This window comes from Amphritea sp. GJ51-11, assembly GCF_055808735.1.
This window is the reverse complement of record NZ_CM147881.1, coordinates 2019304-2035544: the sequence shown is the minus strand read 5'-3', so window position 1 is coordinate 2035544 and position 16241 is coordinate 2019304. Positions and strand designations below refer to the sequence as shown.

Below are 16241 nucleotides of genomic sequence, written 5' to 3'. Positions count from 1 at the left end.
AACCCATCTGAGTAACAACAGCAGGAAAAATTCAACCACTCCCCCTGTTTTGTCCGCTTCCTGAAACGGGCATAATAGGCCCCAAGATCAGGCTTCAATACTAGCCCTCAATACCATGCGTGAACAGACAACGGATTATCCATGAGCGAAACACAACATCATAAACTGATTATTCTGGGTTCCGGCCCCGCCGGATACACTGCAGCAGTATACGCTGCCCGCGCGAATCTGAATCCCATTGTTATTACCGGCATGCAAGCCGGTGGTCAGTTGACCACGACCACTGACGTCGATAACTGGCCGGGCGATGTCGAGGGCGTGCAAGGCCCTGAACTGATGCAACGGATGCAGGCCCATGCCGAGCGCTTCGATACGCAGGTGATCTTTGATCATATCAGTGAAACCGATCTACAGAATCGCCCATTTCGGCTTAAAGGCGATATGGCCGAATATACCTGTGATGCCTTGATTATCTGTACCGGTGCATCCGCACAATATATCGGTCTCCCCTCTGAAGAAGCCTTCATGGGCAAAGGCGTCAGTGCCTGCGCGACTTGCGATGGTTTTTTCTATCGTGGCCAGAAGGTCGCGGTGATCGGTGGTGGTAATACGGCTGTCGAAGAAGCCCTGTACCTGTCAAATATTGCCGCTGAAGTAACTCTCATCCACCGTCGCGATAGCCTGCGCTCAGAAAAAATTCTGCAAGACAAGCTATTTGAGCGAGCCAAAAACGGCAATATCAACATTATTTGGAACCATCAACTCGATGAAGTACTCGGTGATGATATGGGCGTGACCGGTATTCGCATCAAAAGCACGGAAGATGATTCCACCCAAGAACTTGAGTTACAGGGGGCTTTCATCGCCATTGGCCATAAGCCGAATACCGAGATCTTTGGCGACCAGTTGGCGATGGAAAACGGTTATCTAAAAATTCAGACCGGCAGTCACGGCAACGCAACCCAAACATCCATTGAGGGCGTTTTTGCCGCTGGCGATGTGGCCGATCATATCTATCGTCAAGCCATCACCTCTGCAGGTTTTGGCTGCATGGCCGCACTGGATGCTGAACGCTACCTGGATGACCAAGCCTAAATGCTCCCTTGGTTAGATCCCAACAGCACACTGTTTCCGCCCATCAATCAGGCGTTGGATGATCCCAATGGTTTGCTCTGTGCGGGCGGAGACCTCAGTGCCGAACGGCTAATAGCCGCCTATCGACACGGTATTTTCCCTTGGTTTAACCCCGGCGAACCTATCTTATGGTGGTCGCCGGACCCTCGCTGCACCCTCGTGCCGGAGCAAGTTCACATCTCGAGGAGTCTGCGCAAAGCGATTCGCCATGCGCGCTTCGAGATCACCTTCGATCAGGCCTTTAGTGATGTTATCAAGGCCTGTGCGGCGCCGCGCAGCTATAGCGATGATACCTGGATCAGTACCCCGATGCAGAACGCCTATACCGAACTGCATCGACGGGGCGTCGCCCATTCGGTAGAGCTATGGCAAGATGGTCAACTGACTGGCGGGCTTTACGGCATTGCCATGGGACGGTTGTTTTTTGGTGAGTCGATGTTCAGCCGCGCCACCAACAGTTCAAAAATAGCATTTGCCTACTTTGCCAAACAATTGCAAAAATGGGGCTATGCTTTAATTGATTGTCAGATTGAGAATAAACATCTGACCAGCTTGGGCGCGAGATGCATTCCCAGAATTGAATTTAAACAATATCTTCAACAGCATCTAACGAGTGAACTGGATCACCCGTGGCAGTTTGATATTGATAAAGAAGACGTGGTACGAACCGAGTGAGTAACCTGAAAACCCTGCATTTTTATGCCACACCGGAACACGAGTGCAGCTATCTCGAAGGACTGGAAGCCAAAACGCTGTTCGTTGATCCACAGGAAGTGATCAACTTTGATGCTTACAGCCAGCTTTCTGATCTCGGCTTTCGCCGCAGCGGCAAACATATTTATCGGCCTTACTGCAGCCACTGTCAGGCATGCATCTCGGTGCGGGTTAATAGCCGGGAGTTTCATCCGAGCAAAAGCCAGAAACGCATTATCAACAAGAATAAAGATCTACAGGTAACCACCGCCCCACCCCAGTTCACAGATGAGTATTATGCACTCTATGAGCGCTATATTAATACGCGTCACAATGATGGCGATATGTACCCCCCGACCCCAGATCAATTCAGTGCTTTTCTGATCGAGGGCGGGCAAAAAGGCTGCTTTTATGAGTTTCGCGACCCTAGCGGCAAGTTAGTCGCGCTAGCAGTGACTGACTTTCTCGCCCAGGGCCTATCCGCTATTTACACTTTTTTCGATCCCCGAGAAGCCGCCCGAAGCCTTGGTAGTTTCGCTATTCTCTGGCAGCTGAAGGAGGTGCAGCGTTTAGAGCTAGAATATCTCTATCTGGGTTACTGGATACGCGAGTGCCAAAAAATGTCCTATAAAGTTGCCTTCAGCCCGTTAGAGATGCTCATTAATGGCGAATGGATTGTCGTCGACTAACGTCAGAAAGTGACCGCGGGCCTTCGATTGGCGGAACAAAGAGACCGGCTAAACAGTGCCAAAACCCTCACATGCTGGCAGAAAAACTGCCCGATAATCTATTTTGGCAAGAATAAATTCAGATGAAATTTGGCGATTACTTTATTAATTCCGGCAAATCTCTTTGATATAACAGAGAAAATAAGGCAGAATACTGCGCTGCAAAATGTAGTATTGCAACTAATCAACTTAGGTAGGTACTGAATGTCTAAAGAAGACAGCTTTGAAATGGAAGGCGTTGTGACCGACACACTGCCTAACACAATGTTCCGGGTAGAACTGGAAAACGGTCATGTTGTTACAGCTCACATCTCCGGTAAGATGCGCAAAAACTATATCCGCATCCTGACGGGCGATAAGGTTAAGGTTGAACTCACACCTTACGACCTCACAAAAGGCCGCATCACCTACCGCGCACGGTAACAGCCTATAAAAAAAGCGACCCAAGGGTCGCTTTTTTTATTTCTCATCGGTGGATGGCGGTTAAACCGCCACCGCCGCATGAATTTCAATGTCATTATCTGCGTTCACCGTAATATCAACCTCCCCTCCCTCGTCGGCGAGCTCGCCAAACAGAATCATCTCTGCTAACGGTTTCTTCAGTTTTTCCTGAATCAAACGTTTCATCGGCCGTGCACCCATATTGGCATCATAGCCATTATCAGCAAACCATTGTCGTGCCGCATCATCGATATTCAACACAACATTCTTATCATCCAGTTGCGCCTGTAACTCGGTCAAGAATTTGTCGACCACACCGGTAATAACCTCGGGTGATAACGCTTTAAACTGAATAATGCCGTCCAGACGGTTGCGGAACTCCGGTGTAAACAGCTTCTTGATTGCTTCCATGCCATCGGTCGTATGATCCTGATGACTAAAACCAATCGATGCACGGGTCATCTGCTCGATACCAGCGTTGGTCGTCATCACCATAATCACGTTACGGAAATCCGCTTTACGGCCATTGTTATCGGTCAACGTACCGTTATCCATTACCTGCAGCAACAAATTAAAGACTTCAGGGTGCGCTTTTTCGATTTCATCAAGCAATAGAACCGCGTGGGGCGTCTTAGTAACAGCCTCAGTTAGCAACCCACCCTGATCATAGCCAACATAGCCTGGAGGGGCACCAATAAGCCGTGAGACGGTGTGACGCTCCATATACTCCGACATATCAAAGCGAATCAGTTCGATTCCCATAATCCGTGCCAGCTGACTGGTTACTTCTGTTTTACCCACACCGGTTGGGCCGGCAAAGAGGAAAGAACCGACGGGCTTATTGGGTTCATTAAGACCTGCACGGGACAGCTTGATCGCTGCCGCAAGGGTGTTGATCGCTTCATCCTGCCCCAACACCACCATTTTAAGATTGCTGTCGAGCTTTTTGAGCTGTTCTTTATCCGAAACGGTGACACTTTTCGCAGGGATTCGGGCGATCTTCGCCACAACGATCTCAACTTCAGTGACATCAATGACTGCATTACGCTCGGCTTCTGGCACTAGCTGCTGATAGGCGCCGGCTTCATCAATAACATCAATCGCCTTATCCGGCATGTGCTTATCATTGATGTAACGGTCAGCCATCTCAGCCGCTGCCCGCAAAGCCTCGTCTGTATAGGTGACATGATGATGATCTTCAAAACGGCTCTTAAGGCCTTGCAGGATCTGATAAGTATCATCAACGGACGGCTCAAGCACATCGACCTTTTGAAAGCGGCGCGCCAACGCCCGATCTTTTTCAAAGATGCCACGAAACTCTTGAAAGGTTGTTGAGCCAATACAACGCAACTGCCCGGAACTCAACAGCGGTTTAAGCAGATTGGAGGCATCCATCGAGCCACCGGATGCCGCCCCAGCGCCAATTATGGTGTGAATCTCATCAATGAACAGAATCGCGTGTTCCTGCTCCTTAATCTCATTTAACAACCCTTTAAGACGCTTCTCAAAGTCGCCGCGATATTTAGTCCCCGCTAATAGCGCGCCTAGATCAAGGGAGTAAACAATACTCTCCGAAATAACATCCGGCACCTGTCCCTCAACAATCAGCTTAGCCAGACCTTCAGCGATCGCTGTTTTACCCACTCCGGCTTCACCGACCAGCAATGGGTTATTTTTACGCCGCCGTGACAATATTTGCACGACCCGCTCAACTTCAGCCCCACGGCCGACCAATGGGTCGATACGACCAGACATAGCCTGTTCATTCAGATTCACGGCAAAGTTAGCCAATGGACTTTTTTCTTTGTCCGCAGCCGGATCGCCTTCTAACAACCCCTCTTCTGCTGGGCGGCTATCATTTTCTTCAACCCGTGAGATACCGTGAGAGATGTAGTTGACCACATCAATACGCTCGATACCCTGCTGATTAAGCACATAGACGGCATGGCTTTCCTGCTCACTGAATATTGCCACCAACACATTGGCGCCGTTCACTTCAGCGCGTCCCGAAGACTGCACATGAAACACCGCTCGCTGTAATACCCGCTGAAAACCTAACGTTGGCTGGGTCTCAACATCCGGGATATCTTCTGGTAACAGTGGCGTAGTATCTTCGATAAAGGTACTGAGCAGGTTCCTCATTTTGTCGAGATCAACCGCGCATGCATCTAACACAGCACGGGCCTCGGTATTATCCAATAGAGCCAATAACAGGTGCTCAACTGTCATAAACTCATGTCGCTTAGCGCGCGCACTCTTAAAGGCAACGCTCAGCGTATCTTCAAGCTCTTTATTTAACATACATAACGCTCCGCTACGCTTTCTCTACTTCGCACAGAAGAGGATGTTGATTCTCTCTGGCACATTGATTAACTTGGGCAGCTTTCGTATCTGCCACATCACGGGTAAACACACCGCATACGCCCTTACCTTGAGTATGGACTGCTAACATTACTTGTGTTGCTTTTTCCTGATTCATACCGAAAAAACCCATTAGAACCTGAATGACGAAGTCCATTGGAGTATAGTCGTCATTTAGCAATACCACCCGGTACATCGACGGCCTTTTTAGTTCAGGCTTCGCCTCTTCAGTGACCACACCGGTATTATTATGATCAACAAAGTCGTCATCATCTGACTTTGCCGAAAGCTGTAAATCATTAATTACTTGCCACATAGCATATCTCTAAAAGAATAATCAATTTTTTATATCCCATTATGGGCAAACCTTACTCCATAGGCCCTCTAGCCTAATGTTATACTGTATATGCAGGAGTTAAGAGTATGTGTTGTATCGGATGTCCCTGCATTTCAACAAGGGCAAATTTTCTCGTTTTCAACATTGTAGCAAGAGAGTTTGTTGTGGTAACAGGCCTAAAAGTATTTCAGGTCGCTGTAATTCGGATATTGGGGGGACGCCAATGCACACAGGGAAAGTCAAATGGTTCAATAACGCCAAAGGTTTCGGCTTTATTGTTTCACCGGATTTTGACGAAGATTTATTTGCGCACTATTCAGTCATTCTGTCAGAGGGTTATAAAAGCCTCAAAGCAGGACAGGAGGTTGAGTTTGAAACAACCCCCGGACCAAAGGGAATTCATGCAGTCAATATCAAGTTGATAAGCGTGACAGAAACTGAGGAGGCTAACTAACCGAGCGCACTAACACTCTCAACTTGTTTGAGAGTTTGCGGCGACCGAGCTGCATATATTATGCAAAACAAAAGAAAGGCAGACAGCGCTGCCTTTCTTTGTGTTACTCCTCTCCAATTTAACACTTCAAACATGACCTCCTATACTCATCACTAAATTACCGACAAAGAAACGCAGGCGTCGTCAAATTCAGCCCATCATTCAATCATTCACATATGTTCAATAATGGCCTGACCAAACTCAGAACAACTTAGTAGCTGCGCGCCTTCCATCTGACGCTCAAAATCATAGGTAACCGTTTTCGCGGTAATTGCTCCTTCGACACCGTTGATAATCAGTTCTGCCGCCTCAAGCCAACCCATATGCCGCAACATCATCTCTGCCGAGAGAATGATTGAGCCAGGGTTTACCTTATCTTTGCCAGCATATTTAGGCGCCGTACCATGGGTTGCTTCAAAAATCGCCACCTTGTCCGATAAATTGGCCCCCGGCGCAATACCGATTCCACCGACTTCCGCCGCTAAGGCATCAGAAATATAATCACCATTAAGATTTAACGTAGCCACGACATCGTATTCAGCCGGGCGCAGGAGAATTTGCTGCAACATGGCATCAGCGATGACGTCTTTAACGATAATCTGCTTACCGTTGTTAGGGTTAGTGAAACTCATCCACGGCCCGCCATTGAGTGGCTGCGCACCGAACTCATCTCGCGCAATCTCATACCCCCAATCCTTGAAAGCCCCCTCGGTAAACTTCATGATATTGCCTTTGTGCACCAGGGTCAGCGACTCGCGGTCATTATCGATGGTGTATTGCAGCGCCCGACGTACGAGGCGTTTAGTGCCTGCTTCAGATACCGGCTTAATCCCAATACCACACTGGCTATCAAAACGGATCTGCGTAACGCCCATCTCCTCTTTAAGAAAACGGATCACCTTGTCCGCTTCTGGACTACCCGCTTTCCATTCAATCCCGGCATAGATATCTTCAGAGTTCTCTCGATAGATCACCATATCGACATCACCGGGATTTTTGACCGGGCTAGGCACCCCCGTAAACCAGCGTACCGGGCGCTGGCACACATACAGATCTAACTCTTGACGCAAGGCCACATTCAATGAACGGATACCACCCCCTACCGGGGTCGTCAACGGCCCCTTGATACCGACCGCAAACTCCTTAAATGCCGCCATCGTTTCTTCTGGCAACCAAGTATCTTGATCATAAATTCCCGTGGCTTTTTCACCCGCATAGACTTCCATCCAAGCAATCTTGCGGGCCCCGTCATAGGCTTTATTGACGGCGGCATCGACCACCTCTAGCATCACCGGCGATACATCAATACCAATACCATCGCCTTCGATATAGGGAATAATCGGATGATCAGGGACATTCAGCGAGTTATCATCATTCACTGTGATCTTACTGCCATCAGGAACCGTAATCTTTTTGTATGCCATTATCTGCTCCATGTTTTCTGAGAATATGACCTTGCAGACACAGTATAGACGCTGATAACCTGCCTGCCCGTCCAATCCAGATGATCTGCCGGAAAAGTCTAATGTCAGAAATAATCGTATTCAATAAGCCTTTTCAAGTGCTTACCCAGTTTACCGATAGCCAAGGGCGCCCCACCCTCGGTAATTATATTAAGCGCAAAGGCGTTTATGCGGCGGGACGTCTCGATTATGATTCTGAAGGATTGTTGATTCTGACCGACAATGGACAGTTACAGCACAAACTCGCCGATCCACGTTTTAAACTGGAAAAAACCTACTGGGCTCAGGTCGAGGGTGAGATTAGCGATGAGGCGCTACAGCAGTTGCGCCAAGGCGTGACATTAAAAGATGGCGTCACCCGCCCAGCTAAAGCGAGAAAAATCTCTGAGCCAGCTATCTGGCCTCGCACACCGCCAATCCGCGAACGCCAAAACCAACCAACCAGTTGGGTAGAACTTAAAATCAGTGAAGGAAAAAATCGACAGGTTAGACGGATGACCGCCGCCGTAGGTTTTCCAACCCTGCGTTTGATTCGCGCAGCCATCGGCAATTGGACACTAGAGCAGCTTAAACCGGGAGAATACCGTACCGAGGAGGTGGTAATGCCGGCCGCGCCGCGCCAACCACGGACGACTAAGCCGTCTAGCAGCAGAACCCCGCATGCACGCCGTAGTGACAAGGCCACGACTCATGGCCGTAAAGCCCGCAGCAAACCGGCCCGGAAACAGCGCTAACAAACTTACCAACTCTCGGCCGCATCGAGATCCGATTGTTTCGCCTCGACCCAGTGCTCACCGGCGGTGGTGATCTCTTTTTTCCAAAACGGCGCGTCCCGCTTAAGGTAATCCATAATAAACTCAGCCGCCTGAAATGCTGCTTGGCGATGGGCACTGGCAACACCGATAAAGACAATATTGTCATTCAGGGCGAGACGCCCGACACGATGAATCACCACGACATTCCCTAAGTGCCAGCGTTGCCGGGCCTGCGCAATAATCCGGCTGAGAGCTTTTTCCGTCATCCCCGGGTAGTGTTCAAGATACATCGCCTCTAACCCCGGCCCACTGGCCAATTGGCGAACCACGCCAGTAAAGGTAACGATCGCGCCATTGCAGGCATCATCCGCCTGTAATTGCTGGGATAACTTTGTAACTGAAAAATCTTCAGTTTGAACCGAAACAATATCTTTCAACAATCGTCACTCCAAAATACAGCCAAAAGCAGTCAAAAATGGTAAGGTTGCCCGCCAGAGTCTGCTGCGCCTAAGACGCAGCCAGTTGACACAACGGGCCGATAATCTGCCCTTAATATACGGGATGAGAAATGCGTTGGACACCCCATGCCACCGTGGCAACCATTATTGAGCAGGATGGCAAATTTCTCTGCGTAGAAGAGGAATCCGTCTCACGGGGCCAGCGGGTCATTAATCAGCCAGCCGGCCATATCGAAGCGAATGAGCGCTTTATCGATGCCGCCATCCGCGAAACCCTAGAAGAAACCGCTTGGCATGTCACGCCGACAGCACTGGTAGGCGTGTATGTTTATACCGCCCCCGCCAATGGCATCACCTACCATCGTTACTGTTTTGTTGCGCAGGCCGACCGGCACGAGCCGACTCTGCCACTGGATACTGGTATTATCCGGGCCCTCTGGCTCAGCCGTGCGGAACTGGAAGCACAACAAGCGCGACTTCGCAGCCCGATGGTCACCCGATGTATCGATGATTACCTTGCCGGCAAACGTTTTCCATTATCGCTGATCGTCGAACCCGATCATCACTAAAGCATTGAAATCTGCGACTCTGGTCGCATATACACTTAATCATCCTTGAAGGTCATATACAGTTCCCATGTCAGACGCAGCCAACATAACCTCTGCAGCCCCTGCAGCCCCTGCAGCCCCTGCAGCCACCAAAGTCATTGTCGGTATGTCCGGCGGTGTGGACTCATCCGTTTCAGCACTGTTGCTGCAGCAACAGGGGTATCAGGTGGAAGGCCTGTTTATGAAAAACTGGGATGAGGATGACGGTACCGACTACTGTACCGCAATGGACGACCTCGCCGATGCGCAGGCGGTGAGTGATAAGCTCAATATCAAGCTACACACCGCTAATTTTGCCGCCGAGTATTGGGATAATGTCTTTGAGCACTTCCTCGAAGAGTATAAAGCGGGCCGCACACCCAACCCGGATATCCTCTGTAACCGGGAAATAAAATTCAAAGCCTTTTTAGAATACGCCAAAATGCTCGGGGCCGATAAAATCGCCACCGGACACTATGTCCGTCGAGGCGAAGCCAATGGCAAAGCGACACTACTCAAAGGGCTCGATAACAACAAAGATCAAAGCTATTTTCTGCATCAAGTCGGCGCTGAAGAACTAGCACAAACCCTCTTCCCCGTTGGCGAACTGGAAAAACCAGAAGTCCGCCGACTGGCCGAACAGCACGACCTGATTACTCATAACAAAAAAGACAGCACCGGCATCTGCTTTATCGGTGAGCGTCGTTTTACCGATTTTCTTAAGCAGTACCTGCCCGCTCAGCCCGGTAAAATAGAAACCCCCGAGGGCGATGTCATTGGTGAACATCAGGGCTTGATGTATCACACCATTGGGCAGCGCCAAGGACTTGGCATCGGCGGCTTAAAAAACTACCCAGAAGAACCGTGGTTTGTCGCCGAAAAAGATCTCGAGCGCAATGTTTTGGTAGCGGTTCAGGGACAGCAACATGAGCTGTTATTTAGCCATTGGCTAACGGCCAGCGATATCTTCTGGATTAATGGAGAGAAACCCGCCCTACCGCTTAACTGCCGTGCTAAGGTACGCTACCGCCAGTCGGATCAAGCCTGCACCATTTTTGCCGATGGCGAGGGCTATCGCATCGAATTTGAACAACCCCAACGCGCGGTCACCCCCGGCCAGTCTGTCGTCATTTACTGTGACGAAGTCTGCCTAGGTGGCGGCGTCATCGAAACGACCGGAAAAGCGTAAGGAGACTGATCAGCTATATGTCCAGAGCAGAAGATCAACAAGCCATCGCGCTGGCAGGCCTGTTTCAGGCGGCCAGCTTGGTAGAACAAATCGCAACCCGGGGGATGGTGCCGCAAAATAGCTTCGAAACCTCATTGGCGAGTCTTTTCGTCACCAGCCCTGACACCACCGAAGAGATTTATGGTGGCGTACATGATCTACCGATCAATCTAAGCCAGGGTTTTAGGGGGCTGAATGAGCTGCTCGATAAAAGTAAAGCGGAACAAAACCAAGACGTCATCCGCTATGGGCTAAGCATTATCCATCTCGAACGCAAACTCAATAAACGCCCGGATTTACTGCAAAATATTGGTGAACGGATCGATAAAATTATCCAACAAGCTCGCTACTTCGCCGAAGAAGGCACCGACTTGAAAGATAATCCTGCAGCGTTTACCCATCCGACCGTCATCGCCAACCTCGCTAGCCTGTATCAAGATACCCTAAGCACCTTTAGCTTTCGGATTCAGGTTACCGGAGAGCCGCGTCATCTACAAAATGCTGAGAATGCCGCCAAAATCCGTGCCCTCTTATTAGCAGGCGTACGCGCCGCAATGCTATGGCGTCAGGTAGGTGGTAAACGCTGGCATCTGTTGTTTTTTAAATCGCGATTGCGACCATCGGTCAAACAGATCACCGGTCGCCACTAGTACAGCGACAAATAAATGGCCGTCAGATTTTCCCTACGGCCCTATTTTAGCTATAATCCGCGCTCAAAATTTAACCCAGTCAGGTATTTACTCGATATGGATCTTACGTCTCTTTCTGCGATCTCCCCAATTGATGGTCGTTACGGTAGCAAAACCGCTGATCTACGCCCGGTCTTCAGCGAGTTCGGTCTGATTCGCGCCCGTGTAACGGTTGAAGTTCGCTGGTTGCAGAAGCTTGCCGCACACCCGCAAATCACCGAAGTTCCACCACTCAGCGAAGCCGCTAACGCAGTGCTTGATGCGCTGGTTGATAACTTTAGCGAAGCACAGGCTAACCGCGTAAAAGAGATTGAGCGCACCACCAACCACGATGTTAAAGCGGTTGAATACCTGATTAAAGAGTCGATTGCAGATAACGCTGAACTGGCTACAGTCAGTGAATTCGTTCACTTTGCCTGCACCTCTGAAGATATCAACAACCTATCCCACGGCTTGATGCTCAAGCAGGGCTTGGACGTGATGTTGCCCATCATGCAGCAGATCAGCGACGAGATTGCTCAACTGGGCCGCACCTATGCTACTCAACCGATGCTATCACGCACCCATGGCCAGACCGCTTCACCAACCACCGTTGGTAAAGAGATGGCCAACGTGGCTTACCGGTTACAACGCCAGATCAATCAACTGAAAAAAGTTGAACTGCTGGGTAAGATCAATGGTGCCGTGGGTAACTATAACGCTCACCTCTCCGCCTATGCTGATATCGATTGGGCCGAGAACGCACAGACATTTGTGGAAAGCTTAGGGCTGACATTTAACCCTTACACCACACAGATTGAGCCACACGACTATATTGCTGAGCTATTCGATGCAGTGTGTCGCTTCAACACCATCATCATCGATTTCGATCGCGATGTTTGGGGCTATATCTCTCTGGGCTACTTTAAGCAGAAAACCATTGCGGGCGAAGTCGGTTCTTCAACTATGCCGCACAAAGTTAACCCCATCGACTTCGAAAACTCTGAAGGTAATCTGGGTATCGCTAACGCGGTGATGCAGCATCTGGCCGCTAAACTGCCAGTCTCTCGCTGGCAGCGTGACCTAACCGACTCCACCGTGTTACGTAACATGGGTGTTGGCTTCGGTTACAGCTTGATCGCTTACCAATCGAGCCTGAAAGGCATCAGCAAACTAGAACTTAACCCAACACGCTTAGATTCCGATCTGGAAAATAGCTGGGAAGTCTTAGCTGAACCGATTCAAACCGTGATGCGTCGTTACGGCATTGAAGAGCCGTATGAAAAACTCAAGGCCCTGACCCGTGGTCAAGATATGAATAAGGCCACTATTTTGGCTTTTGTTGATACCCTTGATATGCCTCAAGCGGCGAAAGATGAGCTGAAGCAATTAACGCCTCATAGCTATATCGGCAACGCGGTAGATCAAGCTAAAGCGATCTAAGCGCAGCACTGACGATGACTAAAAAAGCAGAGCTAACGCTCTGCTTTTTTATTGCTTGGTATTACTAATTGTTAACTAATCACTCTAACTAAATTCTTTAACTGGTTGATTTATGGAAAAAATAATAGCTAAAGATGGCACTGAAATCCATTACCTCCGGTTAGGAAAAGGCAGCCCTGTGCTGTTTCTGCATGGCTGGAGTGCTAGCGCCAAAGACTGGCTGCCCTTTGCCGCCGAACTGGCCGATGACCATGATGTTATCTGTTGGGATGCCCGTGGACATGGTGGTCATCACCTGCCGGCGGGCACAGCTACCGATGTACAAACCATGGCGGCTGATCTACAGCAGCTCATCGAGCACCATGATCTACAGAACCTAACGCTCGTTGGCCACTCGATGGGGGCTCTGACCCTATGGCAATATATTCGCGATTTTGGCTGTGACCGTTTGGCCGGTATCGGCATTATTGATCAGTCCCCTAAACTGGTTACCGATGCGCACTGGGTAAATGGCATCTATGGCCATTTTGATGCCCATGCCAATCAACAATTGATTAAACTGTTACGGGAAGATTTCGCCGAAGGGCTACTACAGCTGGTGGCTAATGGCTACAATCAAAAATCATATGAAAATTACAGCCGTAATTCTCGTGGCTTTCAGCAGATGCGCGAGCATCTACAGCGCTTAGAGGCAGAACCCTTAGTACAGTGCTGGGAAAGTTTGACCGCCGCCGACTACCGCGACGTACTGCCACAGATCAGTGTCCCCGCCCTGTTAATTTATGGTGACGAGAGCCAGTTCTATGCCAAGCCGGTTGCTGAATATGTCAGGGATCATACTCCCCAAGCAGAACTGCACATTTATGAAAAAGCCGATCACTCGCCACAACTATGGCATCGAGAGCGCTTTATCTGGGATATTAAGCAGTTTATCAGCCAACTAAAAATGGCCTAAAGCACTTTAGATAGACAACAATCCTGACCTGAAACAATAACCGTCAGCCGGTAACATATTAAGATTAAGCGCCTGACATGAACAACGAAGACTCTATGCTCAACAATATACGTATCGTACTGATCAACACCTTTCATCCGGGTAACATTGGCGCCGCCGCTAGAGCGATGAAAAACATGGGGCTAAGCCAACTCTATCTGGTGGAACCGCGCATCTACCCAGATGAAGAAGCCGATGCCCGTGCCGCCGGGGCGAAAGATCTGCTCGACAGTGCGGTCGTGGTTGACACCCTTGATGAAGCGATCGCCGATTGCCAACTCGTGATTGGCACCAGCGCCCGCAACCGTACCTTTGATCTACCTATTTTCGATGCCCATGACTGCGCTCGAAAAGTAGTTGGGGAAGCTCAACAGGGAAAGGTCGCCATTATTTTTGGCCGCGAAACCATGGGGCTGCACAATGCCGAACTGCAGAAATGTAACTACCATGTCTACATTCCGGCCAATCCTGACTACCCCGTACTGAATGTCTCAGCGGCTATTCAACTCGTGTGTTATGAAATCTGGCAGGCTCACCTGAAGCATGATTTTATCCCTCAGGAAGAGCCCTATCCGCTGACCGAAGATATGGAGCGGTTCTATACCCATTTAGAAAGCGCCCTGCATAAAACCCGTTTCATCATCCCGCAGCATCAGGGCAAGGTGTTGGATAAATTACGCCGTTTCTTTAATCGTTCCCGGCCGGAACGTACCGAACTGAATATGTTACGCGGGATTCTCTCTTCTATCGACGAAACCGTGGCAAACCTAAGCGCGGACAAAACATCCGACAAGCAACAGGATAAAGGATCTGACCAATGAGCGATTCACCCTTTGGCGATATCTCCATCGAAGAATTTCTACGGGATTACTGGCAGAAAAAGCCACTCCTGGTACGTAACGCCTTCCCGGATTTTGATGCTCCGGTGGGTGCCGACGAACTGGCAGGCCTTTCTCTGGAAGATGATGTTGAATCCCGTTTAGTGATTCAAAGCCCAGATAATAATGACTGGGAGATCAAGCACGGTCCATTTGATGATGAAACCTTTGCTGCCCTGCCCGAAAGCCATTGGACTCTGCTGGTACAAGCAGTCGATCACTGGGTGCCTGAGGCCAGTGAGATTGTTGAGCAGTTCCGTTTTATTCCTAACTGGCGTTACGATGACCTCATGGTCAGCTTTGCTAGCCAAGGCGGCGGTGTTGGACCTCATTATGATAACTACGATGTATTCCTAATTCAGACCCAAGGCCAGCGTCGCTGGGAAGTTGGCGGTTTTTTTGATCAGAACTCACCCCGTCGCCCCAATACTCCGGTGATGATCATGACCGACTGGGATCCTGAATATAATTGGGTATTGGAACCCGGTGATATGCTCTATATTCCACCTCAGGTTGGCCATAACGGCATCGGCGAATCCGATGACTGCATGACCTATTCGGTTGGTTTTAGAGCGCCTTCCCATGCTGAAATTATGCGTAACTTCACTGATTTTATCGGTGAGACCTTAACCTCGGAATCACGCTATACCGATCCTGATCTTAGCTTGCAAGATAACCCCGGCGAGATCCGCCCCGAAGCATTAGATAAAATCCGAACAATCTTTACGGATTATTTGCAGGATGATGCTCGTCTTGGTGAGTGGCTGGGCAAATTTGTTACCGACCCTAAATATCCTGAGCTGGATCAAAGCCCTGAGCAGCCCGCCACCATTGATGAGATCAGAGACGCCTTACAAACAGGCGATCTATGTTTTATTCGTAATGAAGGTAGCCGCTTCTCCTACAGTGTCATTAATGACGATCAGGTACAGCTATATACCGACGGTAACTGTTTCAAAGTGTCCGGTACTTGTTGCACCTTAGCCACCAGTCTCTGCCAAACCCCTGCCATTGTGATTAACCAAGGTGAATGGAGTGATCAACAGTTACAGTTATTAGCCGACCTGTATAACCAAGGCTCTCTGTATACCGAGTAGCCACAACCATAATCGCCTTAATGGGATACACAGGAAAAGACCTTAAGCACGTCTTTTTCTGTGTTAACAAACAGTTAAATTATCCCATCGGCTCTATCTACCTCGCCAAGGCGCGTTTTATCGAATTTAACACGGCGTTGTAGTGAGGTTATGCTTATATTAATTAGCTATATATAAAATGTATTTTTATAACTAATAGTGAGTGTAAAAAGACTAAAATTCCCCCAGTACCAAAGTCGCTAGACTTTAGACTATATCGACTCAACCCCTTATGGTGCTTGCCCCTGCTGCATCGCAGCAAGTCAGCACCCATGTAGTTTAACTACAACACCTAAGTCGCTGTTAATGTAGTAAAGCTACAGCTTTGCTGCTGCGCACAAAAATCCTTTGACCACTTGTCTTAAAGCCAGCATGATGGGCTCTCTATAAGGCGTCGGCCACTTCGACAATTTGCTGACGCAGGATGTAAACCGCTATACACCA

Annotated in this window: 17 protein-coding genes; 13 read left to right on the top strand and 4 right to left on the bottom strand. The window is 49.3% G+C overall.

The genetic code is table 11. The annotated features are described in order from the left end of the window. Nucleotides 1–141: 141 nt before the first annotated feature. The 4 genes from trxB (at nt 142) to infA (ending at nt 2978) form a co-directional block, all read left to right on the top strand. Nucleotides 142–1095, top strand: coding sequence for a thioredoxin-disulfide reductase (gene trxB / locus AC0L4K_RS08930; RefSeq protein WP_417223327.1), 954 nt, complete (start codon nt 142–144; stop codon nt 1093–1095). Beyond that, the gene (gene aat, locus AC0L4K_RS08925) at nt 1096–1809 is read left to right on the top strand and encodes a leucyl/phenylalanyl-tRNA--protein transferase (protein ID WP_473269000.1); all 714 of its coding nucleotides are present in this window, start codon (nt 1096–1098) and stop codon (nt 1807–1809) included. Next, nucleotides 1806–2516, top strand: coding sequence for an arginyltransferase (locus AC0L4K_RS08920; protein WP_473268999.1), 711 nt, complete (start codon nt 1806–1808; stop codon nt 2514–2516). The genes aat and AC0L4K_RS08920 overlap by 4 nt, the downstream gene beginning before the upstream one ends. A gap of 243 nt (nt 2517–2759) precedes the next feature. Continuing rightward, the gene (gene infA / locus AC0L4K_RS08915) at nt 2760–2978 is read left to right on the top strand and encodes a translation initiation factor IF-1 (protein ID WP_091359137.1); all 219 of its coding nucleotides are present in this window, start codon (nt 2760–2762) and stop codon (nt 2976–2978) included. Nucleotides 2979–3038: 60 nt separating this feature from the next. Here infA and clpA read toward each other — a convergent pair whose 3' ends face one another. Together clpA and clpS are read right to left on the bottom strand one after the other, a co-directional pair. After that, nucleotides 3039–5297 carry an ATP-dependent Clp protease ATP-binding subunit ClpA gene (clpA, locus tag AC0L4K_RS08910; protein ID WP_473268997.1) on the bottom strand — a complete coding sequence of 753 codons (2259 nt, stop codon included), beginning with the start codon at nt 5295–5297 and terminating at the stop codon, nt 3039–3041. Nucleotides 5298–5310: 13 nt separating this feature from the next. Next, nucleotides 5311–5673: an ATP-dependent Clp protease adapter ClpS gene (clpS, locus tag AC0L4K_RS08905; protein WP_417223338.1), complete on the bottom strand. Its 363-nt coding sequence runs from the start codon at nt 5671–5673 to the stop codon at nt 5311–5313. A 244-nt stretch (nt 5674–5917) separates the two neighbouring features. On the opposite strand from clpS, the gene AC0L4K_RS08900 reads away from it, so the two are divergent. Beyond that, a complete protein-coding gene (locus tag AC0L4K_RS08900; RefSeq protein ID WP_417223341.1) occupies nt 5918–6148 on the top strand; it encodes a cold-shock protein in 231 nt (76 codons plus the stop codon). Nucleotides 6149–6357: 209 nt separating this feature from the next. Here AC0L4K_RS08900 and icd read toward each other — a convergent pair whose 3' ends face one another. Continuing rightward, nucleotides 6358–7611 (bottom strand): NADP-dependent isocitrate dehydrogenase, encoded by a 1254-nt coding sequence (gene icd / locus AC0L4K_RS08895; protein WP_473268996.1) that lies wholly within the window; start codon nt 7609–7611, stop codon nt 6358–6360. Nucleotides 7612–7712: 101 nt separating this feature from the next. Between icd and AC0L4K_RS08890 the strand changes: the two genes are divergently transcribed. Then, on the top strand, nt 7713–8384 hold the full coding sequence (locus AC0L4K_RS08890; RefSeq protein ID WP_473268995.1) for a pseudouridine synthase: 672 nt from the start codon (nt 7713–7715) through the stop codon (nt 8382–8384). Between the two features lie 5 nt (nt 8385–8389). On the opposite strand, the gene moaE is transcribed toward AC0L4K_RS08890, so the two are convergent. Beyond that, nucleotides 8390–8842, bottom strand: a complete 453-nt coding sequence (moaE, locus tag AC0L4K_RS08885; RefSeq protein WP_417223349.1) for a molybdopterin synthase catalytic subunit MoaE — start codon at nt 8840–8842, stop codon at nt 8390–8392. A gap of 131 nt (nt 8843–8973) precedes the next feature. Here moaE and AC0L4K_RS08880 point away from each other — a divergent pair, with 131 nt between their 5' ends. The 7 genes from AC0L4K_RS08880 to AC0L4K_RS08850 all read left to right on the top strand — a co-directional run bounded on the left by AC0L4K_RS08880 (nt 8974) and on the right by AC0L4K_RS08850 (nt 15758). Next, nucleotides 8974–9432 (top strand): NUDIX hydrolase, encoded by a 459-nt coding sequence (locus AC0L4K_RS08880; protein WP_417223352.1) that lies wholly within the window; start codon nt 8974–8976, stop codon nt 9430–9432. 67 nt (nt 9433–9499) lie between these two features. Then, entirely contained in the window at nt 9500–10639 is a 1140-nt protein-coding gene (gene mnmA, locus AC0L4K_RS08875; RefSeq protein WP_473268994.1) for a tRNA 2-thiouridine(34) synthase MnmA, read from the top strand. 17 nt (nt 10640–10656) lie between these two features. Continuing rightward, nucleotides 10657–11328, top strand: coding sequence for a high frequency lysogenization protein HflD (gene hflD / locus AC0L4K_RS08870; protein ID WP_473268993.1), 672 nt, complete (start codon nt 10657–10659; stop codon nt 11326–11328). Nucleotides 11329–11424: 96 nt separating this feature from the next. Continuing rightward, the gene (purB, locus tag AC0L4K_RS08865) at nt 11425–12789 is read left to right on the top strand and encodes an adenylosuccinate lyase (protein WP_473268991.1); all 1365 of its coding nucleotides are present in this window, start codon (nt 11425–11427) and stop codon (nt 12787–12789) included. Between the two features lie 112 nt (nt 12790–12901). After that, nucleotides 12902–13744, top strand: coding sequence for an alpha/beta fold hydrolase (locus tag AC0L4K_RS08860; RefSeq protein ID WP_417223363.1), 843 nt, complete (start codon nt 12902–12904; stop codon nt 13742–13744). A gap of 95 nt (nt 13745–13839) precedes the next feature. After that, entirely contained in the window at nt 13840–14604 is a 765-nt protein-coding gene (trmJ, locus tag AC0L4K_RS08855; RefSeq protein WP_417223393.1) for a tRNA (cytosine(32)/uridine(32)-2'-O)-methyltransferase TrmJ, read from the top strand. Then, entirely contained in the window at nt 14601–15758 is a 1158-nt protein-coding gene (locus AC0L4K_RS08850; RefSeq protein WP_473268990.1) for a ribosomal protein uL16 3-hydroxylase, read from the top strand. The genes trmJ and AC0L4K_RS08850 overlap by 4 nt, the downstream gene beginning before the upstream one ends. Nucleotides 15759–16241: the final 483 nt, after the last annotated feature.